Source organism: Pseudooceanicola marinus, from assembly GCF_020177265.1.
GTDB classification, from domain to species: domain Bacteria; phylum Pseudomonadota; class Alphaproteobacteria; order Rhodobacterales; family Rhodobacteraceae; genus Pseudooceanicola; species Pseudooceanicola marinus_A.
The window spans coordinates 1-22,224 of the sequence record NZ_JAIVMC010000015.1; the positions used below are offsets into that span (position 1 = coordinate 1).

Below are 22,224 nucleotides of genomic sequence, written 5' to 3' on the forward strand. Positions count from 1 at the left end.
GCGCGCCGCTTGTCTGTCAGCCTCAGTTCAGGCCGATTTCCGCCAGCTGCAGCTGGCTGTTGGTGGCGATGGTGGGCGTGAAGTCCACGCTGTCACCGACGCGGGCATGGCCGACCATGTGGAACAGAAGCACATCCGCGATCACCTCGTCGTGCAGGTAGCCGAAGAGCTCGGACCACAGAGCCTCGCGCTCTTCGCCGGTGGCCGCGGTGGCCGCCTCGATCAGCTCGTCCGCCTTCTCATCCGCGATGCCGGACTGGCGGCCATCGGAATGGTACTTGAAGTACATGGAGAAGACCGGATCGCCGCGCGAGTTGTCGTGCTGCGCGCCCACCAGGACCGGCTGGGTGTCGACATAGGGCTTCGAGTAGTACTGTTCGTGCTCGGCCACTTCGACCATTTGCAGGCGGATGTTGAACCCGACGTCCGACAGCATCGACTGGATCGCCTCGAAGGTCTCGGTCGCGCCGGGGAAGTTGCCGGTGCGGCCCACCAGGAGGATTTCCGTATCGACCGGCACGCCGTCGGCCTTGGCTTCCTCCAGCAGCGCGGTGGCGCGCTCGGGGTCGTAGGGGCGGGTCTCGGTGTCGGGGTTCCAGCCCAGGGTGGTCGGCACGTTCAGCGCCGTGGCCAGCTCGGTCCCTTCGGCCAGGATGGTGCCGACGAAGGCCTCGCGGTCGATGGCGATGTTCAGCGCCTCGCGCACCCGGACATCATCCAGCGGCGCCATGGACTGGTCGATCCGCAGATAGGTGGTTTCCGAGTTGGGGTAGGACATGTCCATCTCGGTGGTGGCGTCGATGGCCGAGATCGAGGGCGCAATGTCCGCCTCGCCCGTGGCGATCATCGCCGCGCGCACCGACGGATCGGCCCGGAAGACGTAGTTGGCCGATGCCACCTCGGGCGCCTCGCCCCAGTAGTCGTCGCGGCGTTCCAGGGTGATGCTCTGCCCCGGTGCCCAGTCGGACAGGGTGTAGGGGCCGGTGCCCACGGGTTCGCGGGTGAACTCGATCGGCGTCTCGGACGGCACGATGGTCAGCAACGTCATCAGCAGCGGCAGGATCGGCTGCGCTGGATCGGTGGTGAAGTCGATGGTGTGCTCGTCGACCACCTCCGGCGTGATCTCGATGCCTTCATAGTAGCGCGAGATCTCGCAGGTGATCTGGTCGCTCTGGGCGCGTTCGAAGGAATGTTTCACGTCCTCGGCGTCAAAGGCGCTGCCGTCGGAGAAGGTCACGCCCTCGCGCAGGTGGAAGCGCCAGGTGGCGTCGCCCACCATCTCCCAGCTTTCGGCCAGGCGGGGTTTCAGGCCCTCGTCACCGCGCACGTCCAGCTCGGTCAGGGTTTCGCTGATGTTGCCCAGCACGATGCGCCCGATGTTGGAACGGGTCGCCATGCAGGGTTCGACCAGGTCCGGTTCCTCGCCCAGCACGATGGTCACGCCCGCGTCCTGTGCAAAGGCAGGGCTGAGCGCGGTGGTCGCCAGCATGGCCCCTGCCATGAAAATGGTTCTCTTCATTTCTTCCTCCCTGAGGCCGGTGGCCTCTCCTGCGGGGCGCGTCCCGGCCCCTTGATGCGTGCCGTCGGGCGAGCCGCGGCAAGGCCGCCTCCCGCGGCCCCTGCGACTCCGAATATTGGTAAAGTTGGAAAGCCTTGTCAAACCTCAATACGGGTCAGGCGCCGAAATCGCCATAAAGCCCTAATTATATGAGTCTATTTCGTGGACTTGTCACCGGTTATAGGGTCCGAGACTTGCTGGATCATTTCACAACTTGACAACTTGTGTGTCGATCTGCTCACTTGTCACCTGACGAATTCAGGGAGGAGGCTTGGCATGACGCCGGAGGAGATCGCCAGCAGGATGGACGGCGCGCTGGGCGCGCGGGCCGATGGGCAATGGGCCATCCTGCCCGCCGAGACAGTGCAGAATCACGCGGCCTTCCTGGCTCGACTGCCCGACGGATCCCTGGCCTGCGCCTGGTTCGGCGGCACGCTGGAGGGCAAGTCGGACATTTCCGCCTACGCCTGCCTGCTGGAGGAGGGGGCGGATCGCTGGGGGCCGGCTGCACGACTGACCGAGGATCCCGACAGGTCCGAGCAGAACCCGGTGATCTTCGCCGCGCCCGACGGGGGTCTGTGGCTGTTCAACACGGCGCAGCCGGCGGGTAACCAGGACGAATCGCGGGTCTACCTGCGGCCGCTGCGGCGCGAAGGCGACCGGCTGGCCTCTGGCGCGGCGCGCGACACCGGCCTGCCGCCCGGCACCTTCATCCGCGCGTGTCCCTACGTCCGTGACGACGGCGCCTGGGTGCTCCCGCTCTTCCGTTGCAATCCGCGCCCCGGCATCCGCTGGACCGGGGCCTTCGACACCGCCGCCATCGGCATCAGCCGCGATGGCGGCCAGAGCTGGCAGGTGGAGGAAGTGCCCGACTCGCCCGGCGCCGTGCACATGACGCCCGTTTCCCTCGGCGGGGACGAAATGGCGGCCTTCTACCGTCGCCGTCAGTCCGATTTCGTGCACCGCTCCGAAAGCCACGACGGCGGGCGCAGCTGGTCCGCGCCTGCGCCGACCGACGTGCCCAACAACAACAGCTCCATTGGCGTGGCGGCCCTGCCGGAGGGGGTGCTGGCCATGGTCTGCAACCCGACCTCCGCCGCGCAGTCCGAGGCGCGCCGCGCCTCTCTCTACGATGAGCTGGAGGAGCAGGACGACCGGCCCGAGGCGGTCGAGGGCTGTCAGCCGATCTGGGGTGTCGAGCGCGCGCCGCTGGCCCTGTGCCTGTCGGCCGACGGCGGACGGACCTTCCCGGTTCGCTACGTCGTGGAGGACAGCGACGGCACCTGCCTCAGCAACAACTCCCTGGACGGAAAGAACAAGGAGCTGTCCTACCCGGTGATCCTGCCCCGCGCCGATGGCGGGCTCGACATCGCCTATACCCTCTATCGCCGGGCGATCCGCCACGTGCGTCTGGCGCCCGAAACGGTTGCCGATCTTGTCCAACAGCTTGCCGGAAAGGAGTGAGCCATGTCTTCCATGGATCGCCTGATCACCATTCATCAGCCCCGCCGGCTTGAAGTCGGCGTGGGGGCTGCGGCCAAGGTGGGCGAGGCCGTCAAGGCCGCCCGCCCGCTGGTCATCGCCAGCGGCCCGACCGCGCAATATGTCGACCGGCTGGGCCTGTCGGGGGAGGTGCTGGTCATCGATGACGTGCCGCCCGAACCCGATCTGCCCGCCTTCGAGGCGGTGCTGGAGCGCGCCCGCGCCTTCGGTCCCGACCTTGTGGTGGGGTTGGGCGGCGGCTCCGTCCTCGACATCGCGAAGCTGGTCGCGGTCCTGTGGGATGGCGACCAGGCGCTGCGCGACGTGGTGGGGCCCAACAAGGTGGTGGGCCGTCGCGTGCCGCTGATCCAGGTGGCCACCACCGCCGGCACGGGCTCCGAGGCGGGCATCCGCGCGCTGGTGACGGACCCGGATACCAAGTCGAAACTGGCCGTGGAAAGCCCGCACATGATCGCCGACCTGGCGGTTCTGGACCCCGAGCTGACCTATTCCGTGCCGCCTGCGGTCACGGCCGCTACCGGCGTCGACGCCATGGCGCATTGCGTGGAGGCCTTCACCAACATCAAGTCCCACGACCTGATCGACGGCTATGCGCGCATGGGGTTCAACCTGGTGGGCAAGTACCTGAAGCGCGCGGTTGAGGATGGCCGCGACAGCGAGGCGCGGGCGGGGATGATGCTGGCCTCCTACTACGGGGGTATCTGCCTCGGCCCGGTGAACACCGCCGCCGGCCATGCGCTGTCCTACCCGCTGGGCACCCGGCTGTCGCTGCCGCACGGGTTGGCCAATGCGATCATTTTCCCTCACGTCCTGGCCTTCAACCAGCCGGTGGCACCGGAGAAGACGCAGGAGGTGGCCACGGCTCTCGGCCTGGGTCAGGCCGGATCGGTTGAGACGCTGAAGGAGGCCGCCGTCGGCTTCTGTCGTGATCTGGGCATCGAGATGCGCCTGTCGCAGCATGGCGCGGCCGAAGGCGACCTGGGGCTTTTCGCGGAGGAGGCCCATGCCATCCGCCGCCTGATGGACAACAACCCCCGCGACATGAGTGTGGCGGACGTTCACGGGATCTATCGCGACGCGTTCTGACAGGGTGACGGAGCGCGCGTCGCGGCAGGCGGCGTCCCGACAGGGGCGCCGCATTTGCGTTCAGGCGGTCACATGGAAAGGTCGAGCATCCCGCCGCCGAACAGCCGTTCGCGCGAATGGGTGACATGGGCGCGCATGACGGCGCGGGCGGTCTCCGCCTCGCCGTCGCGGATCGCCTCGAAGATCGCGCGGTGTTCGCCCAGTACGTGTTCCAGCGCCGCCGCCCCGTCGGACATCAGGGCATCGCCGTGCATCTTCATCCCGACATAGATGTGATCGCGCAGGGCCTTCAGGGTTTCGGCGTAATACTGGTTGTTGGTGGCGCGGGCGATCGCCAGGTGAAAGGCGAAATCCGCGTCTTCGCGGTGCAGGCGCGATCCCGTGGCGTCCGACAGCAGATCCAGCGCCTCCAGCATCTCGTCCAGCACGGCCTGGTTGCGACGCTGCGCGGCCAGGCCCGCCGCATCCACCTCCACCGTCAGGCGGAACTCGTAGCATCGCTGGATGTCGGCGATGGTCTCCACCGGGGTGTAGCCAAGCGCGGCCTCGCGTTTCACCCGGACGAAGTTGCCGGCCCCCTGGCGTGACACGATCAGCCCCTCGCCGCGCAGCTGTTCCAGGGCCGCGCGCAGAACCGGGCGCGACACGCCATATTGCACCGACAGGTCCTTTTCCGCCGGCAGCTTTTCGTTGGCGCCGTAGTCCCCGCGCGAGATCCGCTGTTTCAGCGAGGTATAGACCTTCTCCGACAGGGAGGTGCGCCCGCCGCGGGCCGGGCCACCGTCCTGCGGGGAATTGTTGTGCTGGTCCATCGTCCTGTTCCTTCCTGCCTTTCAGCGTGTTCCGGCGGCGTCCACGATCTCGGCCAGAAGCCCCGGCGCGCCGAAGCCGCCTGATTTCGTGACGATATCCACCGGCCCCCACGCGGTGTCGATGCGGCACAGGGGCAGGCCGGGCCGCAGCTCGGCGATGATTTGTAAACTGGTTACCGACAGCCGGTCCAGTGCTGCCTGCGCGCTTTCCCCGCCGCAGATTACCAGGGCGCCGGGCCGGGCGACCTGGGCGGTGCGCGCGATGGTCTCGGCGAAGCGGCGGGCGGCCTCGGCCCCGGGCAGGGCGCCGCCGCCGTCGGTGATTGTCAGGGCGAGCGGTTGGCCGGGTGTTGGTACGGCGTCGGAGGCGCTGCCGTCGGGGGCTTCGATGCGGGTCAGGCTGTCGGGCAGGGCGGCGATCTGCGCCAGCGTCACCGGATCGCGGGACCCGTTGGCGATCATTACCGGCGCGGCCAGCCCTGTGTCGGGCGGCGCCGTCACGCCCAGCTGGCGCGCCAGGGCAAAGGACAGTCCGCGCGCCCCGATCCAGAGGGGGCTGTCCGGGGTGTCTGCCACGAGCCTGTCCAGCTCGGCATCGGTGCTGATCTCGGGCACCTCGACCGGATCGTCGAAGCGGCTGGCGACGGGGATCGGATCCGCCACGCCGGCGCCGACCAATGCGCCGTCTTCGACGCGGCGGTCCATCTCCGGGATGGCGGGGCAGGCGACCTGCCGGGCGCGGCCGGCCCAGCGGGCCAGCGCGGCAGTTTCGGCGGCCGGGTTGCCCTTCAGTCGGCTATCCACCTTCTTCATCACCACGTCGAAGTCGTCGGGCGAGAGGGCCTTCAGCGCGCGGGTCACGCGCGCGGCGGCGGCCTCGGCGCTGATCTCCCGGCTGGAGGTATTGACGGCCAGCACGTCGGGCCGGGTGGCCCAGGTTTCCGCCACGTCCTCGGGGCTGCGGGCGACCATCACCCGGCGTCCGGGCGCGGCAAAGCCGACAGCGGAATCGAGCGCCCCGGTCAGGTCGTCCGCGATGATCAGTACCTTGGTGTGCATCGGGCTTCCCTCCTGCATGTTGTAAACTGATATAATCAGCCCTAGCCTGTCATTTCTATCATTTTCATAATGGTTTGCCTGAAAATTTGCAGGTGCAGGCGGTAAATGTTGATACCTATTTACCCATAGGTTAAAGAGGGCCGAGATCGCTGCCGACGGAGGAGTAGGATGAGCGAAAAGATCGTGATCACCATGGGCGACCCCTCGGGCGTCGGCGCAGAGGTCACCCTGCGTGCGCTGGCCGATCGGGATGCCGCCCTGCGCGCCGAAACCCATGTCATCGGCAACCGAGACACGATGGAGCGGGCGGCGAAGGTGCTGGGTGTCGATCTGCCCATCCTGGCGCCTGATGCCTCCGGAGATGGCATTCGCGTGGATCATGTTCCGGTGGAAGGGCTGCCGGGGGAATTCGGCGTGCTGTCGCCCGCCTGCGGCGAGGCCTCCTTCCGCTATATCGAGCGGGCCGTGCAGCGCGCCCTGGGCGGCGAGGCGGCCTGTATCGTCACCGCGCCGATCAACAAGGAGGCGCTGAATGCCGCCGGGCACCATTACGACGGGCACACGGGGATGCTGGCGCATCTGACCGGTTCGGCCTCGTCCTGGATGCTGCTGTCCTCCGAACGCCTGAGCGTGGTGCATGTCTCGACCCATGTGGCGCTGCGCGATGCGATCACCCGCGCCACCACCGCGCGGGTGCTGGAGACCATCCGCACCGGGCACAGGCACCTGATCCGCATGGGCAATCCCGCGCCGCGCATCGCCGTGGCGGGGATCAATCCCCATTGCGGCGAAAACGGTCTGTTTGGCACCGAGGATGACGATCAGGTCGCCCCCGCCGTCGCCGCGGCCCAGGCTGAAGGCATCGACGTGCAGGGCCCGATTTCCGCCGATACGGTCTATCACCGTGCCTATCAGGGGGCCTTCGATCTGGTGATTGCCCAGTACCACGACCAGGGCCATATCCCGATCAAGCTGGTGGCCTTCGACACCGCCGTGAATGTGTCCTTGGGTCTGCCTATCGACCGCTGCTCGGTCGATCACGGCACCGCCTTCGACATCGCCGGCACCGGCCGCGCGAACCATGCCAACATGCTCTGTGCGCTGGACTATGCCGCCCGCATGGCCGCTGCGAAAAAGGAGGCCGCCGCATGAGCGACAAGGAAGCCTTCGTTGCGCTCGTCACCTGTTTCAATGACGACGAGACGATCAACTATGATGCCACCCGCGCCCAGGTGCGGCGCCAGGTGGCCGCCGGCAACAACATCATGTGCGCGGGCACCAACGGTGATTTCTCCGCCCTGACCTTCGACGAAAAGGTGCGTCTGTGCGGTGAGGTGGTGGACGAGGTCGGCGGCAAGGCCAAGGTGATCGTCAACGCCGGCATGCCCGCCACCTATGAGACCATCCTGCTGGCGAAGGAATTCGACCGGATCGGCGTCGACGGCATCGCCGTCATCACGCCCTTCTTCATCGCCTGCACGCAGGATGGGCTGATCCGGCATTTCACCTCCGTGGCTGATGCGGTGGAAACGCCCGTCTACCTCTACGACATCCCGGCGCGCACCCAGAATCATATCGAGCCCGAAACGGCGCAAACCCTTGCCGCCCATGGCAATATCGCCGGTATCAAGGATTCCGGCGGGGCCCAGGACACGCTGGAGGCCTATCTGGCCGTCGGCCGCGCCGTGCCCGGGTTCGACGTCTATTCCGGCCCCGATCACCTGGTGCACTGGGCGCTGACCAACGGCGCGAAGGGCTGCATTTCCGGCCTCGGCAACGTCATGCCCGAGGTGCTGGCGCGAATCGTGTCCTGCGTGAACGCGGGCGACGAGGTGGGCGCGGCCGAGGCGCAGAAGACCTTCGGCGATTTCCGCGTGGCGCTTTACAAGCTGGGCTATCCGCCCGCGCTGGTGAAGAGGGCGCTGTATCTGCGCGATCCCTCTGTCGGCGCCTCGCGTCAGCCTGCGCTGCTGCCCGACCCGGAAACGGATCGCGCCATCGAAGAGGTGCTGGCGGACTTCGACCTGTAAGCACACCTTGGTCACAACAAAACGCCCCGGTGCCTGCGCGCCGGGGCGTTTGTCGTTTCTCGCGGCGGCGATCAGCCTTCCAGCGTGTCGGCGCAGACGTATTTCAGTTCGGTAAAGGCCTCCATCCCGTGGCGCGACCCTTCGCGGCCCAGGCCCGATTGCTTCACGCCGCCGAAGGGGATCGGTGCGCCGGTGATCGAGGTGCGGTTCACGGCCACCATCCCGGCCTGAAGGCCGCGGGTCAGCCGGGAAATGCGCCCCGGATCGCTGGTGTGCAGGTAGGCCACCAGCCCGTAGTCGCTGTCATTGGCGCGCGTCATCGCCTCGCCCTCGGTATCGAAGGGCAGGATGGCGGCGACGGGGCCGAAGGTTTCCTCGCTCAGGATCTGTGCGCCCTCGGGCACGTCGACCAGTACAGTGGGCTGGTAGAACAGCGGCCCCTGCGGATCGCGGGTGCCGCCGGTCAGCAGGCGGGCGCCGCGCGCCAGGGCGTCGGCCACCTGTTCTTCCTGCTTGGCCACGGCGCCTTCGTTGATCAGCGGGCCGATGTCCGGGTCCTCGTGGCCGGGGCCGGTGGTCAGCCGCGCGGTGGCCTCGGCGAATCGGGCGCAGAAGGCGTCGTAGATCGGGCGTTCCACGTAGATGCGGTTGGCGGCCAGGCAGTCCTGCCCGGAGGTGGCGAATTTCGCATCCACCATCTTCGGGATCACCTGGTCCAGATCGGTGTCGGCAAAGACCAGCGCGGGCGCATGGCCGCCCAGTTCCATCACCAGCCGCTTCACCGTGTCGGCGGAGCGGCGGTAGAGGAGCTTGCCCACCCGGGTCGAGCCGGTGAAGGAGATGGCGCGCACGCGGGCGTCCTCCAGCCAGGGCTCGGTCACCTCTTCGGGCTGGCCGGTGACGACGTTGAAGACCCCGGCGGGCAGGCCCGCGCGTTCCGCCAGTTCGGCCAGGGCCAGGGCGGAGTAGGGGGTTTCATGGCTGGGGTGCGCCACAACGGTACAGCCGGCGGCCAGGGCGGCCGCAGCCTTGCGGGTCAGCATAGCGGAGGGGAAGTTCCACGGCGTGATCAGCGCGGCGACGCCCAGCGGTTCGCGCGTGACCTTCATCTCGGTGCCCGGCAGATGCGGCGTGACGCCTTCTACGTCGGGCCGGCGGGCGGCCTCGGCGTAGTATTCGACGAAACCGGCGCCATAGCGGATCTCGCCGCGCGCCTCGGAAAGGGGTTTGCCCTGTTCCATGACCATGATCAGGGCCAGGTCCTCGGCGTTCTCGGTGATCAGGTCGTACCAGCGGCGCAGGATCGCGGCGCGTTCCTGCGGCAACAGGGCGGCCCAGGCGGGGAAGGCGCGGTCGGCGGCATCCACCGCGGCGGCGCTTTCGGCGGCCGAAAGGGCGGCCACTTCGCCCAGGCGGGCGCCGGTGGCCGGGTCGCTGACCGGGAAACTGGCGCCGCGGTCCCCGGACAGCCAACGCCCGTCGACATAGGAAAAGCCGCGCATCAGCCGCGGGTCGGCCAGGCGCGATTGCAGCGGGGCGAAATAGGGGGCGTGGCGGGTATCGGGCATGGGAACCTCCGGGGATGTCTGTCCCCGTCAGGCTACGCCCTTCGGGCCAGAGGAACTCTCTGAACGCCCGCGCCGGCGGAGACGAACTCTCCCTTTGCGCGCGCTGCGTCAGAGGTTTCCTCTAGGCCGGGTCGGGATCGGGTAGGCGCGCGACGTGGCTCTTCACCTGCTTGGTCACCACGTAGGTGTAATAGCGGGCCAGGCCGATGCCCGATTCCAGCAGCCCGTCCATGAACCGCTGGTAGGCGTCGATATCCTTCACCGCCACCAGCATCAGGTAATCGAAGCCGCCGCCAAGGGCCCAGCAGGCGGCGATTTCCTCGCGCCCCTCGGCCAGCTTTTCGAAGGCGGCGAAATCGGCGGCCTTGTGACGCTCCAGCTCGACCGTGACGAAGACCTCGACCCCGGGCACCAGCATCTTCATGTCGATGTCGGCGTGGTAGCCGCGGATGACACCCGCCTCTTCCAGCCGCCGCAGCCGTTCCCAGGTGGGGGTGGGCGACAGGTTCACCCGCTGCGCCAGGTCGGATTTGGAGATCCGTCCCTCGCGCGCCAAGACGCGCAGAATGGCGATGTCCCTCTGGTCGAGTTTCACGCAAGAACTCCTTGGGCGGTGGCGATGGTTGCCTGCACCCTAGGGCTTTCGCGCGGCAGGGTCCACGGGCGCCGCCCGGGGTGCTCAGTCTGCTGTTTCCATCGACTGTTTCGCCGCGGTCTTGGCCTTGTGCAGGTGCTTCTTCGCGGCCTTGCGGGCGGCCTTTTCGTCGCCTGCGGCGATGGCGTCATAGATGTCGCGCATCTCCTGCAGGCTGCTTTGCGCCCGGCCGCCCTGGGACATCGACCGTCCCCGGAAGAAGGAGATGCGCGCCACCAGGCCGCGGTGCACCTCTTCCAGGATCGGGTTGCCGCAGTTGCCGAGGATGATCGAGTAGAACTCCGCCGCGGTCATGACGCGGGCCAGGCTGTCTTCGCTGTCGGCGGCTTGTTCAAAGGCATGCAGCGACTTTTCCAGGCGTTTCAGCTCTTCGGGCGGGATCAGGGTGGCGCAACGGCCGGCCGCCTCGACCTCCAGCAGTTCGCGCACATCGTAGATGGCGGTGGCCTCTTCCCAGGACAGCGACGGCACTGAGGGGCCCCGGTTGGGGATGATCTCGATCAGCCGCTCGGCCTCCAGGCTGCGCAGGGCCTCGCGCAGCGAGGGCCGGCTGACGCCAAGCTGTTCGCAGAGCTGGCTTTCCACCAGGCGGCTGCCGGGCTGGAAGACGCCGGAAAAGATGGCAAGCCTCAGCTTTTCCACCGTTTCCTGGCGAACGGTCCGCGGTGAAATCCTCAGGTTCAGGTCAGGCGTCATCAAATACTCTCTCAGGCTGCGCGCGTTTCCGACGAGATGGTCCCTCATACACGAAGTGAAGCGATGAGGATATAGGCGGGCAGTATATGGTATTATTAAAAGATTGGAAGATGGTCTGACAATCTGGTTGACAGGAACGTGGCCCGCGTGCTCGGTTCAGGGCAACAAGACACGTACAGGGATGACTATGATGACCGAGCATCAAGGCGCTGGCCGGTTCGAGCCGTATCGGGTGGATACGGGTCGCATCACGCTCAATCTGCGCAAGGCGGGCCAGGGGCCGCTGATGCTGTTCTTCCACGGGATCACCGCGAATTCCGCCGTCTTCGCGCCGCTGATGCAGGCCTTCGCTGACCGGTTCACGACCATCGCCGTCGATCAGCGCGGCCACGGCCTCAGCGACAAGCCCGACACGGGCTATGACGCCGACGACTATGCCGAGGATATCGCGGCGCTGATCCGCACGCTGGATCAGGGGCCCGCGATCCTGGTCGGTCATTCGCTGGGGTCTCGCAACTCGGTCACCGCGGCGGCGCGGTATCCCGACCTTGTCCGCTCGGTCGCCGCCGTCGATTTCACGCCCTTCATCGAGACGGAGGTCTTCGACAGCCTGGAGGCGCGGGTGAACGCGGGCGACCAGGCGTTCACGGATCTGGCCGCCGTCGAGGATTACCTGGCCAACCGCTACCCCAACATTCCCGCGACGGCGATAAAGATCCGGGCGGAAAGCGGCTACCACGCCACCGACGACGGGCTGCGCCCGCGCGCCTCCGCCAGTGCCATGGCGCAGACGGCGGCGGGTCTGCGCGCCGACCTGGCGCCCGCCTATCGCCAGGTGACGCGGCCGGTGATGGTGGTGCGCGGCGCGGACAGCAAGCTGGTTTCGGAGGCGGCGCTGGAGAAGACCCATGCGCTGCGCCCCGACATGCCGATCGCGGTGATCCCCGGTGCCGACCACTACGTGAACGAGACCAATCCCGAGGTCACGATCAAGGCGATCCGGAATTTCGTCGACGCCTGATCCAGGGCGCCTCGCGTGATCCAAACTCCTCCCAACAGGAATAGAAGAATGGCAAATATCAACAACACGAACGGTAAGACCCGGGTGGCCCACGTGGCCGGCGGTGGCTTTGCGGGGCTGACGGCCGCGATCGCGCTGCGCCAGAACGGCTGGGACGTCACGCTCTACGAGAAGGGCGAGGAACTGCGCGCCTTCGGCGCCGGGATCTACCTGTGGTACAACGGGCTGCGCGTGCTGGAAGGGATCGACGCCCTGGAGGACGTGCTGCAGGGCTCGCATACGCCGCCGGCCTATGAAACCTGGATGCACAACAAGTCGGTCTCGAAGGAGACCTTCAACGGTCTGCCCTGGCGGGTGATGACGCGGGCGCATCTGCACAACGCGCTGGTCAAGCGGGCCGAGGCCGTGGGCGTCACCCTGCGCACCAATGCCGAGGTCGTGGGCGCGACCGCCGATGGCCAGCTGAAGCTGGCTTCGGGCGAGGTCCTGGAAGGCGACCTGATCGTCGGCGCCGATGGCGTCGGATCCAAGGTGCGGGATTCGCTGGAGTTCGAACAGGAACGCTGGGGCGCCACCGACGGGATCATCCGCCTGATCGTGCCGCGTCACAAGGACAAGCTGGGCCATGGCGAATGGGACAACACCATCGACATGTGGAACCACTGGCCGCGCGTGCAGCGGATCCTCTACTCCCCCTGCAACGACGAAGAGCTGTACCTGGGCCTGATGGCGCCCTCGGCGGATCCCAAGGGGTCGGCGGTGCCGCTGAACTACGACGTCTGGGTCGAGATGTTCCCCTTCCTCGAACCCTGCCTGGCTGACGCGGCCAAGATCCAGGATGCGCGTTACGACACCTACCAGACGACCAAGCTGGACAGCTGGACGCGCGGCAAAGTGGCCCTGGTGGGCGACGCGGCGCATGCCATGTGCCCGGCTCTGGCCCAGGGCGCGGGCTGCGGCATGGTCAACGCCTATACCCTGGCGCAGGACGTCTCGGCCGCCGGCTCGGTCGAAGACGCGCTGCCCGAATGGGAGAAACGCATCCGCCCGATCACCGATCGCACGCAGAAGATGTCGGGCGACTTCGCGGCCAGCCGCGGCATGTCCTACGGCAACCAGTTCACCGAAACCGTGCTGGAAGCCCACCGGTTCGACCCGATCCGCGGCATCTATTCGTGGCCGCAGTGACACCCGCCGGCGGCGGCAGCGGACCTGCGTCCGCCGCCCTGCCGGACACTTTCAGGAGAAACAGATGAACTATTCGAACCAGGTCGAGAAAGACTACGAGGTCCGCGGCTGGTACGGCGCCATGCAGGAGGTCCGCCACGATGGCGGCTCCGCGACCGAGCCCCTGATCAAGGCGGCCGCCGGCGTCATCATCCGCAACCCCTTCGCGGGCAAGTTCGTGGACGACCTGTCGCCGCTGACCACCCCGAGCGCCGCCATCGGTCATGCCCTGGGCGCGCGCGTCGTCTCCATGCTGGGCGGTCGCCCGGTGCAGAGCTACGGCAAGGGCGGCATCGCGGGCATCGCGGGCGAGCAGGAACACGTCGTGGCCTGCGTCACCACCACCTTCGGCGATCCCCTGCGCGAGGAAGTGGGCGGCGGCGCGGCCTGGATCTCCTCGGCCAGCAAGGTCGCCTCGGCGGGCACCGCCCTCGATATCCCGCTGGCCCACAAGGACGAGCTCTACGTGCGTTCGCACTACGACGCCTTCACCTTCTGCGTGCCCGACGGCCCGCGCCCGGACGAGATCCTGATCTGCGTTGCCGTGGCCACCGGCGGCCGCATCCACCAGCGCGTCGGCGGCCCTTCCCTGGCCGACCTGCAGCTTTCGGCCTGACCTGGCCCGCGACCCCAAAGACGACAAGGACACATCATGCCTTTGAACATCAAGGATCTGAAGATCACCTCGCAGGATTTCGCGCCGCTGGACCGGCTGCGTGACGAACACGCCGGCGACAAGGGCAACGTGCTGCCCAGGCTGACCGTCAGCGGCGTGCCCGAGGGCACGGTCGAGCTGGCCGTGATCTGTCACGACCCCGACGCCCCCCTGGCCCAGGGCTTCACCCACTGGACGGTCTACGGGATCGAGCCGACCGCGACGGACCTGTCCAACGCGCAGGAAGAATACCGGGTGGGCCCGAACGGCGCCGGCGACATGCAGTACTACGGCCCGCAGCCGCCCGCGGGGCACGGCGATCACCACTACTACTTCTGGGTCTACGCGCTGGACACCGCCGTCGAAGGCACCCCCACGCGCGAGCAGTTCCTGGACACCTACGCCGGCAACATCATCGAGCAGAACCGCATCGTCGGCCTCTACTCGAACTGACCCACCTTTCGGCCCCGGCGCCCCACCCGAGGGGCGCCGGGGTCCTTCCGACGGGAGCAAGACCTTGACCGACCAAGAAACGAAATCCGCACGCGAGATCGCGATCGAGGAGCTGGTGATCGGCACCAAGATCCTGGTGAACGAGGGCATCATGGATGTCTTCGGCCACATCAGCGTCCGCGACCCCGACAACCCCGAGCAGTTCCTGCTGGGCCAGAAGCTGGCGCCCAACTGGATCACCACCGAGGACATCCAGACCCTGACCCTGGATGGCGAGACGACGGACAACCGTCCCTCCTACCTCGAACGCTACATCCACAGCGAGATCTACAAGGCGCGCCCGGACGTGATGTGCGTGCTGCACACCCACTCGCCCGAGGTGCTGCCCTACTGCTTCATCGACACGCCGCTGCGCCCGGTGACCCATATGGGTGCCTTCCTGGGCGAGGCCGTGCCGGTCTACGAGATCCGCGAGAAGCAGGGCGATGACACCGACCTCTTCGGCGGCAGCCCCGAGGTCTGCGCCGAGATCGCCGAGGCCCTGGGCGACTTCCCGGCCGTCATCATGGCGCGCCACGGCGTCGTCAACGTCGGCAACTCGATCCGCGAGACGGTCTTCCGCGCCTTCTACATGGAGCAGGAAGCCAAGGCACATTCGATCGGCATGCAGATCGGCAACATCAAGTACCTGACCCCGGGCGAAATCGAATCCGCCGGCAACCTGGTCGGGGCGCAGATCAACCGCGGCTGGGATCACTGGAGCCAGCGCCTGAAGGAAGCGGGCCTGCTCTGAGCTCGCCCTCATCCGGTCCCATCCCCGGACCCTTGGGCCGGGGGGCGAAACGCGCCTCCCGTCCCGGCACGAATTTCCCGGTCCCTGAACGCGCGCGCCGGGCGCAAGGAAGATCGCCATGTCCCAAACGGAAACCTATGACTACGTCATCGTCGGTGCAGGCAGCGCCGGATGCGTGCTGGCCAACCGGCTGAGCGCGGACCCCGATGTGTCGGTGCTGCTGCTGGAGGCCGGCGGCTGGGATCGCGACCCGATGATCCATGTCCCCCTGGGCTGGGGCAAGATCCTGACCGAGCGCCGCCATGACTGGATGTATTTCTGCGAACCCGAAGAGAACGTCGGCGGCCGCAGCGTGGAATGCGCGCGCGGCAAGGTGATCGGCGGGTCGTCCTCGACCAACGCCATGGCCTATGTGCGCGGCAACAGGGGCGACTATGACCGCTGGGCAGCCAGCGGGCTGACCGACTGGTCCTATGAAAAGGTGCTGCCCTACTTCAAGCGGCAGGAAAGCTGGGAAGGGGGCGAGGATGCCTTCCGCGGCGGCGACGGCCCCGTCAGCACCCAGCGGTGCCGCTACGAGGACGACCTGATCGAGGCCTTCGCCGAGGCCAGCGTCGAGGGCGGCTATCCCCAGACCGAGGATTACAACGGCGAGACCCAGGAAGGGTTCAGCCGGTTGCAGATGACCATCTCCAACGGCCGCCGCGCCTCTGCCGCCAATGCCTACCTGCGCCCGGCGCTGAAACGGTCCAACCTGACGGTGCTGACCGGCGCCCTGGCGCGCCGCATCGTGCTGAAGGAGGGGCGTGCCACCGGCCTCGTCTTCGACCACAAGGGGCAGGAACGCCAGGTCTATGCGCGCCGCGAGGTGCTGCTGTCGGGTGGCGTCATCAACACGCCGCAGCTGATGATGCTGTCGGGCATCGGCGCGGGCGACGAGTTGCAGGCGCAGGGGATCGAGACCCTGGTGGAACTGCCCGAGGTGGGCAAGAACCTGCAGGACCACGTCTCGGTCATCCTGATGTACCGCCGCAAGACGCCCGGCCCCTTCCTGCACAAGATGCGCGCCGACCGGATCGGGCTGGACATGGTGCGCACCTATTTCACCGGCAAGGGCTTTGCCGGGGATGTGCCGGGCGGTGTCGTGGCCTTCCTGAAAAGCGACGAGAGCCGCCCGCTGCCCGACGTGCAGCTTCTGTTCACCGCCGCCCCCCTGGCGGCCTGGCCCTGGATGAAGCCCTTCAAGCAGCCCTTCGCGGACGGCTTCGCCACCCGCATCGTCGCGGTGCAGCCCGAAAGCCGTGGCAGCGTCAGCCTGGCCTCCGCCGATCCCGCGGCCGCGCCGCGCATCCACCAGAATTTCCTCGCCTCGCCAAAGGACTGGCAGTCGCTGCGCGCGGGGGTCCGCGTGGCCCGCGACCTGGCCGCCCAGCCCGCGATGCAGCCCTATATCGACGCCGAGTTCCTGCCCGGGCCCGACTGCCAGAGCGATGAGCAGATCGACGAGCATATCCGCAACACCTCGATCACCGTACACCACCCCGCCGGCACTTGCCGCATGGGCGCCGATGCGGGGTCGGTCGTGGACCCGGAACTGCGGGTGCGCGGTGTGGCGGGGCTGCGGGTGGTCGATGCCTCGGTCATGCCCGACCTGGTCTGCGGCAACATCAACTCCGCCGTGCTGATGATCGCCGAGAAGGCTGCCGACATGATCCGGGCCGACGCCCGGCAGACCGCCCCCGCGATGGAGGCCGCAAGCTAGAGACCGAAACCGCGCCCCGACAGAGCCGCAAAAGGCCGCAGGGGCATTCCACCAACAGGGAAACGACCGATGACCGCGAAGGATTTCGCACCTCATGACCCGACAGCGCGCGCCCCTCTGGGCGCCGCGCCGGTCTGCCCTTTCCCTGTGATGACCCATGACGACGCTGCGCCGGCCCCGGTTTGCCCCACGGCCCGCGCAGGCGTCCCACCTCTTGCCCGGCGCGCGGCGGCCGTACGGATCGCGCCGCCCCGGGGGACCCCTAGCAAGGAATTGGACACATGAAGAAAGTAGCACTGATCGGTCTGGGAACGATGGGACCCGGCATGGCCGCCCGGCTGGTGCGCGGCGGGGTCGACGTGACCGCCTACGACATCTCCGCCGAGGCGCTGGCCCGGGCCGACGAGATGCAGGACACGGCCAACGGGGTGCTGGATGCCCTGGGCATCCCCGCGCCCGACACAGGCGCCGGCGCCCTGACCCTGACCGACGACCTGGCCCGCGCCGTCGAAGGCGCCGACCTGGTGATCGAGAACGTGCCCGAAAACCTGGAGATCAAGGCGGGCGTCTATCGCCAGATCGACGCCCTGGTGGGCCCTGACGTGATCGTCGCCTCCGACACCTCGGGCCTGCCGATCACCTCTCTTCAGGCGCATCTGTCGAACCCGGCGCGCATGGTCGGCATACATTGGTCGAACCCGCCGCACATCATCCCGATGATCGAGGTCATCGCCGGCGACCAGACCGCGCCGGAGACGGTGCAGACCATCCGCGACTTCATCCGCAGCCTGAACCTGCTGCCGGTGGTGGTGAAGAAGGACGTGCCCGGCTTCGTGGAAAACCGCGTCCTCTATGCCCTGCTGCGCGAGGTGATCGACCTGGTGGAACAGGGCGTCGTCGACCCCGAGGACATCGACACCTGCGTCTCCTGGGGGATCGGCTACAAGCTGGCGGTGATCGGGCCGATGGCGCTGCTGGATATGGCCGGGCTCGACATCTACAACTCCGTTTCCACCTTCCTCAACAAGGAGCTGTCGGACCGCAAGGACGTGCCCGAGATGGTGCGCGCCAAGATCGAGGCGGGCACCCTGGGCATCAAGTCCGGCAGCGGCATCTACGACTACCCGCCGGAAAAGCTGGCCGGGCTGCAGCGCGATCGCGCCGAGAAGCTGGTGGCGGTACGCCGCATCATCGAGGGGCGCGGGTGATGTCGGAAAACGTGAACCTTCCCGCCGAGGACCCGGGGGCCGCGCGCCCGGGGGCCAAGGTGCAGGCCTGGCTGCAGAACCTGCTGGGCCTCGGCCTGCTGGTGGTCGTCGCCGTCAACGTCGGCAACGCCGGCAGCCGCTACCTCTTCGGGGTCTCGCCCGTGGGCGCGGACGAGCTGATGGTCTTCCTCGTGATCTGGGTGGTGATGATCGGCGCGGTGCTGTCGTTCTTCCTGCGCACCCATATCAGCGTGAACCTGCTGCCGCTTTACCTGAAGGGGCGGGCGCGGCTGGCCCTTTACCTGGTGCATGATGCCGCCGCCGTGCTGGCCTGCGGCTATGCCACCTGGGCGTCCTGGCTGTTCATCGGGCGCATCGCCAGCATCGGCGTGACCAGCATGGGCCTGGGCGTGCCGATGACCGTGCCCCATGCGGCGCTGCTGTGCGGCTTTGCCGGGCTGACGCTGGGCGGGGTGGTGATGTTCGCCCTCGACCTGGTGCGGCTGCTGCGCAACGACACCGGATCGGAGGCAGGCGCATGATCGCAAGTCTGGTCATTCTTCCGCTGCTGCTGATGATCGCGGGCACGCCGATCTTCCTGGTCTTCCTGACCGGGGTGGTCGTGGCGATGATGTTCGTGCTGCCGCTGCAACCCGTCGCGCTGCAACAGGTGCTGTTCGGCGGCTTCGACAACTACGCGCTGCTGGCCATTCCCTTCTTCGTCTTCGCCGGCGAGATGATGAGCTCCAGCGGTATCGCCAATCGCCTGATCGCCTGGGCCATGGCCATGGTCGGCCGGGTGCCGGGCAGCCTGGGCGTGGCCACGGTCGCCTCGTCTACCGCGCTTGGCGCGATCAGCGGCTCCAGCGTGGCGGCCGTCGGCGCGCTCGGCAAGACGCTTTACCCGCGCCTGATCGCGGGCGGCTACGGCGAGCGGCGCGCCGGGGGGCTGCTGGCCTCCGCCGGGGCGATCGACATCGTGATCCCGCCCTCGATTGCCATGATCCTCTACGGCATGTCGGCAGAGCAATCCATTCCGCAGCTCTTCATCGCCGGTGTGCTGCCGGCGCTGCTGATGGCGCTGATGCTGGCGGCCTTCGTCGTCTTCGACGCGGTGCGCCGCGGCATCCCGGCCGAACATGGCTTCAGCCTGACCGAGGCGCTGCGCGCCACGAAGAAGGCCTTCTGGGCGCTGCTGATGCCGGTCTTCGTGCTGGGCGGCATCTACCTCGGTGTCTTCTCCCCCACCGAGGCGGGCGGCTTTGCCTGTGCCTATGCCATCATCATCGCCCTGCTGGTCTATCGCACGATGAGCCTCGCGGACGTGGTGCGCGCCGCCGGTGCCTCGGCCATGTTGTCGGCGCAGATCCTGATCGTGGTGGCCGCGGCCAGCGTGGTGACCTGGATCATGACGACCCAGGGCGTGCCGCAGGCGCTGATCGCCTGGATCGACGCGATGCAGCTGACCGACGTGACCTTCCTGCTGGCGGTCAACCTGCTGCTGCTGGTCATCGGCGCCTTCCTGGACCCGACCTCGGCCATCCTGGTGCTGGCGCCGCTTCTGGTGCCGATCGCCACCTCGCTGGGCGTCGATCCCGTCCATTTCGGCATCGTGATGTCGGTCAATCTCGCGATCGGGATGTTCACCCCGCCGTTCGGCCTGAACATCTTCGTCGCGCAACAGGTGACGGGCCTGCCGGCCCACACACTCTACCGGGGCGTCGTACCCTTCGTCGTCATCCTCGTCCTGGCCCTCCTCATCATCACCTATGTTCCGGCGTTGTCGCTGACACTCGGTTCGTCACTGTAAGAAAGGAAATTCCATGCTTTCCAGACTACTCAAGACCGTTGCACTTACCTCGGCCATCGCGGTGGCGCCCCTGACAGCGGCCCAGGCCCAGTCCACGCTGAAGATCGCGACCGCGACCATCAACGACGTCCAGCACGAATGGGACAAGGTTTTCGCCGAAGAGCTGGAGGCCCTGGTCCCCGGTGCCGTCACCACCGAGATCTACCCGGCCAGCCAGCTGGGCTCGATCCCGCGCATGTCCGAAGGCGTCCTGCTGGGCACCATCGAGGCCTTCACCACCCCCACCTCCTTCATGAGCAACGTCGACCCCCGCTTCCAGGCCTTCGACGTGCCGGGCCTGTTCCAGACCCCGGAAGAGGTGCGCGCGGTGATCCATGACCCCGAGTACCGCGAGCACCTGGAGGAGATGTTCCTCGACAAGGGCCTGCGGGTGATCGGCGCGATCTACAATTCGCCCACCGTGCTTTTCACTGTGGACGAGGTCGACAGCCTGGCCGGGATCGAGGGGCTGAAGGTCCGCACCTTCGCCTCGCCGCTGCAGGTGCAGCCGATGGAACAGCTGGGCGCCACGCCGCTGCCGCTGGCCCTGTCGGAGGTTATCCCGCAACTGCAGTCGGGTGGCCTTGACGGCATGCTGGTCGGCATGCCCGTGCTGACCGCCTTCAAGTACTACGACGTCGGCAGCTCCATCCTCGATCTGCGCTTTGCCGAGATCGTCTCGCTGACGGTGATGAACGAGGGCTTCTTCCAGATGCAGACCCCCGAGGTGCAGGAGGCCATCATCGAGGCCGGTCGTGCCGCCGAGGAGCAGGTCTTCTCCTGGGGTGTCGAGAACGTGGAACGCACCTACAACGTCTGGACCGAGAACGGCGGCCAGATCCACGAGTTGAGCGCGGATGATCAGGCCGAGATGGAAGCCGGCTTTGCCGAGGTGACCGAAGCGGTCCTGTCCTCGCAGCCCGAGGTGCGCGCCGAGTACGAGCGCATCCTGGCCCTGGTCGAGGCCTACCGCGCCGAGTGATCGCGCCTGCCCGCCTTGTGCGGGAGCTGAAAGTGAGGCCCGGGATGCAGTCGCGCATCCCGGGCCTTGTCCTTTGCACCGTCGCCTGGCCGCCCGCGTCCATGCGACGCCGCGCCAAGGGGCAAGGCCGCGCCCTTCCGGCCCGTTGCGCCGCGTGCTAGCCCTGTCCCATCCCAGAGCAGAGCAGCCCGGAGCCGCCATGAAATCCCTCTCCCCCGACAGCATTTCCGCCCCCTTCGGCAACTATTCCCACGGCATCGCCGCGGGGCCGGTTCTGGTGACCTCCGGCCAACTGGCCCTTGGCGCCGACGGCACGATCCCCGAAGACATCACCGCGCAATCCCGGATGTGTTTCGACGCGGTCCTGGCGATCCTGGCCGAAGACGGGCTGGACGCCTCCGACGTGCTGCGCTTCTCGGCCTTTGTGACCAGACGCGAGGACATGAAGCCCTACATGGCCGTGCGCGATGAGGTATGTGCTGGCTTGGCGGTCAAACCCGCTTCCACCCTGATGATCGTCTCGGGCTTCACCCGGCCGGAGTTCCTGGTGGAGGTCGAGGCCCTCGCCCTGCGCCGGGGCTGAGCCCACGTGCAAACGGCCGCGCCCCGGGGCGCGGCCGTTGCCGTTTCATGTGGGACTTCTTACTCGGCCGGGCAGGTGTTGATCGGCGCGGCCTTCACGATGGGGAAACAGCCTTCCCATTCCTCGGTGCGGGCGGGCCAGGGGGTCAGCACCTCGGGGCTTTCGGCCAGTTGCAGCACACCCAGGGCCTGCAGGTCCTTCACCCGGCCATCCAGGTATTCCTTGATGACGCTGATCTTGCCGTCCGCCACATGGGCCACCCAGACGTCGTTCACCACCTGGCGCGAGCCGCGCTGGAAGGTGCGGAACTGCAGCTCCGCAGCGATGCGGCCGGTCTCGGTGTCGACGAAGAAGGCATCGGCGGGCAGGTAGATGCTGGTGTCCTTGGCCATGTCGCAGAAGGCCGCCAGGTCTTCCAGCATGGTGTCGCGCCCGGTGTAGGACGTGGTGGGGTAGGAGAAGGCCACGTCCTCGGTCACCGTGGCTTCCATCAGCTCCGGGTTGCAGGCGGCCCAGGAGGAGGCGAGGTCGAGGACCAGCCCCTCCATCTCGGCGCGATCGGGGTCTTCGGACAGGGTGCCGGCATAGGTCACGCCAGGGCGCACCTCGGTGACCTCGGCCAGGGCGGGCAGGGCGGCGAAGGTGGTGAAGGCGGCAAGGGCGGCGCCGGTCGCGAGGGACGTCAGCTTGGTCATGGTCTTTCCTCTCTGTTTTCACTTCCGTC

General features: G+C 67.5%; 22 protein-coding genes. 15 read left to right on the plus strand and 7 right to left on the minus strand.

What is annotated here, in order from left to right; translation table 11 throughout:
- Positions 1–22 precede the first annotated feature (22 nt).
- Positions 23–1,519 carry an ABC transporter substrate-binding protein gene (locus tag LC066_RS19760; protein ID WP_224902801.1) on the minus strand — a complete coding sequence of 499 codons (1,497 nt, stop codon included), beginning with the start codon at positions 1,517–1,519 and terminating at the stop codon, positions 23–25.
- Between the two features lie 315 nt (positions 1,520–1,834).
- On the opposite strand from LC066_RS19760, the gene LC066_RS19765 reads away from it, so the two are divergent.
- Entirely contained in the window at positions 1,835–3,022 is a 1,188-nt protein-coding gene (locus LC066_RS19765) for a sialidase family protein (protein ID WP_224902804.1), read from the plus strand.
- 3 nt (positions 3,023–3,025) lie between these two features.
- Positions 3,026–4,147: an iron-containing alcohol dehydrogenase gene (locus LC066_RS19770; protein ID WP_224902806.1), complete on the plus strand. Its 1,122-nt coding sequence runs from the start codon at positions 3,026–3,028 to the stop codon at positions 4,145–4,147.
- Between the two features lie 68 nt (positions 4,148–4,215).
- Here LC066_RS19770 and LC066_RS19775 read toward each other — a convergent pair whose 3' ends face one another.
- Together LC066_RS19775 and LC066_RS19780 are read right to left on the minus strand one after the other, a co-directional pair.
- Positions 4,216–4,959, minus strand: coding sequence for a FadR/GntR family transcriptional regulator (locus LC066_RS19775; protein ID WP_085889311.1), 744 nt, complete (start codon positions 4,957–4,959; stop codon positions 4,216–4,218).
- Positions 4,960–4,980: 21 nt separating this feature from the next.
- Entirely contained in the window at positions 4,981–6,036 is a 1,056-nt protein-coding gene (locus LC066_RS19780) for a four-carbon acid sugar kinase family protein (protein ID WP_224902809.1), read from the minus strand.
- A 150-nt stretch (positions 6,037–6,186) separates the two neighbouring features.
- On the opposite strand from LC066_RS19780, the gene pdxA reads away from it, so the two are divergent.
- Positions 6,187–7,170 (plus strand): 4-hydroxythreonine-4-phosphate dehydrogenase PdxA, encoded by a 984-nt coding sequence (gene pdxA / locus LC066_RS19785; RefSeq protein WP_224902825.1) that lies wholly within the window; start codon positions 6,187–6,189, stop codon positions 7,168–7,170.
- Positions 7,167–8,048, plus strand: coding sequence for a dihydrodipicolinate synthase family protein (locus LC066_RS19790; protein ID WP_224902828.1), 882 nt, complete (start codon positions 7,167–7,169; stop codon positions 8,046–8,048). The genes pdxA and LC066_RS19790 overlap by 4 nt, the downstream gene beginning before the upstream one ends.
- Before the next feature lie 71 nt (positions 8,049–8,119).
- On the opposite strand, the gene LC066_RS19795 is transcribed toward LC066_RS19790, so the two are convergent.
- The 3 genes from LC066_RS19795 to LC066_RS19805 form a co-directional block, all read right to left on the minus strand.
- Positions 8,120–9,616, minus strand: coding sequence for an NAD-dependent succinate-semialdehyde dehydrogenase (locus LC066_RS19795; RefSeq protein WP_224902831.1), 1,497 nt, complete (start codon positions 9,614–9,616; stop codon positions 8,120–8,122).
- A 121-nt stretch (positions 9,617–9,737) separates the two neighbouring features.
- Positions 9,738–10,211: an Lrp/AsnC family transcriptional regulator gene (locus LC066_RS19800; protein WP_222480704.1), complete on the minus strand. Its 474-nt coding sequence runs from the start codon at positions 10,209–10,211 to the stop codon at positions 9,738–9,740.
- Positions 10,212–10,295: 84 nt separating this feature from the next.
- The gene (locus LC066_RS19805; RefSeq protein ID WP_222480702.1) at positions 10,296–10,967 is read right to left on the minus strand and encodes a GntR family transcriptional regulator; all 672 of its coding nucleotides are present in this window, start codon (positions 10,965–10,967) and stop codon (positions 10,296–10,298) included.
- 190 nt (positions 10,968–11,157) lie between these two features.
- Between LC066_RS19805 and LC066_RS19810 the strand changes: the two genes are divergently transcribed.
- The 11 genes from LC066_RS19810 (at position 11,158) to LC066_RS19860 (ending at position 21,500) form a co-directional block, all read left to right on the plus strand.
- A complete protein-coding gene (locus LC066_RS19810) occupies positions 11,158–11,988 on the plus strand; it encodes an alpha/beta fold hydrolase (RefSeq protein WP_224902834.1) in 831 nt (276 codons plus the stop codon).
- Between the two features lie 48 nt (positions 11,989–12,036).
- Positions 12,037–13,176 (plus strand): FAD-dependent oxidoreductase, encoded by a 1,140-nt coding sequence (locus LC066_RS19815; RefSeq protein ID WP_224902838.1) that lies wholly within the window; start codon positions 12,037–12,039, stop codon positions 13,174–13,176.
- 64 nt (positions 13,177–13,240) lie between these two features.
- Positions 13,241–13,831 carry an amino acid synthesis family protein gene (locus tag LC066_RS19820; protein ID WP_224902841.1) on the plus strand — a complete coding sequence of 197 codons (591 nt, stop codon included), beginning with the start codon at positions 13,241–13,243 and terminating at the stop codon, positions 13,829–13,831.
- 36 nt (positions 13,832–13,867) lie between these two features.
- Positions 13,868–14,323 carry a YbhB/YbcL family Raf kinase inhibitor-like protein gene (locus tag LC066_RS19825; protein WP_222480695.1) on the plus strand — a complete coding sequence of 152 codons (456 nt, stop codon included), beginning with the start codon at positions 13,868–13,870 and terminating at the stop codon, positions 14,321–14,323.
- A 64-nt stretch (positions 14,324–14,387) separates the two neighbouring features.
- Positions 14,388–15,116: a class II aldolase/adducin family protein gene (locus LC066_RS19830; RefSeq protein ID WP_222480694.1), complete on the plus strand. Its 729-nt coding sequence runs from the start codon at positions 14,388–14,390 to the stop codon at positions 15,114–15,116.
- A gap of 118 nt (positions 15,117–15,234) precedes the next feature.
- Positions 15,235–16,878 carry a GMC family oxidoreductase gene (locus tag LC066_RS19835; protein WP_224902845.1) on the plus strand — a complete coding sequence of 548 codons (1,644 nt, stop codon included), beginning with the start codon at positions 15,235–15,237 and terminating at the stop codon, positions 16,876–16,878.
- Positions 16,879–17,159: 281 nt separating this feature from the next.
- Complete coding sequence (gene fhmpcd1 / locus LC066_RS19840) at positions 17,160–18,086, plus strand: 5-formyl-3-hydroxy-2-methylpyridine 4-carboxylate 5-dehydrogenase (RefSeq protein WP_224902849.1); 927 nt, start codon at positions 17,160–17,162, stop codon at positions 18,084–18,086.
- Positions 18,086–18,628 carry a TRAP transporter small permease gene (locus LC066_RS19845; RefSeq protein WP_224902851.1) on the plus strand — a complete coding sequence of 181 codons (543 nt, stop codon included), beginning with the start codon at positions 18,086–18,088 and terminating at the stop codon, positions 18,626–18,628. Before fhmpcd1 ends, LC066_RS19845 begins: the two co-directional genes overlap by 1 nt.
- The gene (locus tag LC066_RS19850) at positions 18,625–19,896 is read left to right on the plus strand and encodes a TRAP transporter large permease (RefSeq protein WP_224902854.1); all 1,272 of its coding nucleotides are present in this window, start codon (positions 18,625–18,627) and stop codon (positions 19,894–19,896) included. The genes LC066_RS19845 and LC066_RS19850 overlap by 4 nt, the downstream gene beginning before the upstream one ends.
- A gap of 13 nt (positions 19,897–19,909) precedes the next feature.
- Positions 19,910–20,917, plus strand: a complete 1,008-nt coding sequence (locus tag LC066_RS19855) for a TRAP transporter substrate-binding protein (protein ID WP_224902857.1) — start codon at positions 19,910–19,912, stop codon at positions 20,915–20,917.
- A gap of 199 nt (positions 20,918–21,116) precedes the next feature.
- Entirely contained in the window at positions 21,117–21,500 is a 384-nt protein-coding gene (locus tag LC066_RS19860; RefSeq protein ID WP_224902859.1) for a RidA family protein, read from the plus strand.
- Positions 21,501–21,559: 59 nt separating this feature from the next.
- Here the strand turns inward: LC066_RS19860 and LC066_RS19865 are convergent, their stop codons facing one another.
- A complete protein-coding gene (locus LC066_RS19865; protein ID WP_222480679.1) occupies positions 21,560–22,195 on the minus strand; it encodes a nuclear transport factor 2 family protein in 636 nt (211 codons plus the stop codon).
- Positions 22,196–22,224 lie beyond the last annotated feature (29 nt).

Excerpts from the sequence above, each read along its gene's own strand:
- LC066_RS19760 (WP_224902801.1), bottom strand. The coding sequence starts at position 1,519 with ATGAAGAGAACCATTTTCATGGCAGGGGCCATGCTGGCGACCACCGCG.
- LC066_RS19765 (WP_224902804.1), top strand. The coding sequence starts at position 1,835 with ATGACGCCGGAGGAGATCGCCAGCAGGATGGACGGCGCGCTGGGCGCG.
- LC066_RS19770 (WP_224902806.1), top strand. The coding sequence starts at position 3,026 with ATGTCTTCCATGGATCGCCTGATCACCATTCATCAGCCCCGCCGGCTT.
- LC066_RS19775 (WP_085889311.1), bottom strand. The coding sequence starts at position 4,959 with ATGGACCAGCACAACAATTCCCCGCAGGACGGTGGCCCGGCCCGCGGC.
- LC066_RS19780 (WP_224902809.1), bottom strand. The coding sequence starts at position 6,036 with ATGCAGGAGGGAAGCCCGATGCACACCAAGGTACTGATCATCGCGGAC.
- pdxA (WP_224902825.1), top strand. The coding sequence starts at position 6,187 with ATGAGCGAAAAGATCGTGATCACCATGGGCGACCCCTCGGGCGTCGGC.
- LC066_RS19790 (WP_224902828.1), top strand. The coding sequence starts at position 7,167 with ATGAGCGACAAGGAAGCCTTCGTTGCGCTCGTCACCTGTTTCAATGAC.
- LC066_RS19795 (WP_224902831.1), bottom strand. The coding sequence starts at position 9,616 with ATGCCCGATACCCGCCACGCCCCCTATTTCGCCCCGCTGCAATCGCGC.
- LC066_RS19805 (WP_222480702.1), bottom strand. The coding sequence starts at position 10,967 with ATGACGCCTGACCTGAACCTGAGGATTTCACCGCGGACCGTTCGCCAG.
- LC066_RS19810 (WP_224902834.1), top strand. The coding sequence starts at position 11,158 with ATGACCGAGCATCAAGGCGCTGGCCGGTTCGAGCCGTATCGGGTGGAT.
- LC066_RS19815 (WP_224902838.1), top strand. The coding sequence starts at position 12,037 with ATGGCAAATATCAACAACACGAACGGTAAGACCCGGGTGGCCCACGTG.
- LC066_RS19820 (WP_224902841.1), top strand. The coding sequence starts at position 13,241 with ATGAACTATTCGAACCAGGTCGAGAAAGACTACGAGGTCCGCGGCTGG.
- LC066_RS19825 (WP_222480695.1), top strand. The coding sequence starts at position 13,868 with ATGCCTTTGAACATCAAGGATCTGAAGATCACCTCGCAGGATTTCGCG.
- LC066_RS19835 (WP_224902845.1), top strand. The coding sequence starts at position 15,235 with ATGTCCCAAACGGAAACCTATGACTACGTCATCGTCGGTGCAGGCAGC.
- fhmpcd1 (WP_224902849.1), top strand. The coding sequence starts at position 17,160 with ATGAAGAAAGTAGCACTGATCGGTCTGGGAACGATGGGACCCGGCATG.
- LC066_RS19845 (WP_224902851.1), top strand. The coding sequence starts at position 18,086 with ATGTCGGAAAACGTGAACCTTCCCGCCGAGGACCCGGGGGCCGCGCGC.
- LC066_RS19850 (WP_224902854.1), top strand. The coding sequence starts at position 18,625 with ATGATCGCAAGTCTGGTCATTCTTCCGCTGCTGCTGATGATCGCGGGC.
- LC066_RS19855 (WP_224902857.1), top strand. The coding sequence starts at position 19,910 with ATGCTTTCCAGACTACTCAAGACCGTTGCACTTACCTCGGCCATCGCG.
- LC066_RS19860 (WP_224902859.1), top strand. The coding sequence starts at position 21,117 with ATGAAATCCCTCTCCCCCGACAGCATTTCCGCCCCCTTCGGCAACTAT.
- LC066_RS19865 (WP_222480679.1), bottom strand. The coding sequence starts at position 22,195 with ATGACCAAGCTGACGTCCCTCGCGACCGGCGCCGCCCTTGCCGCCTTC.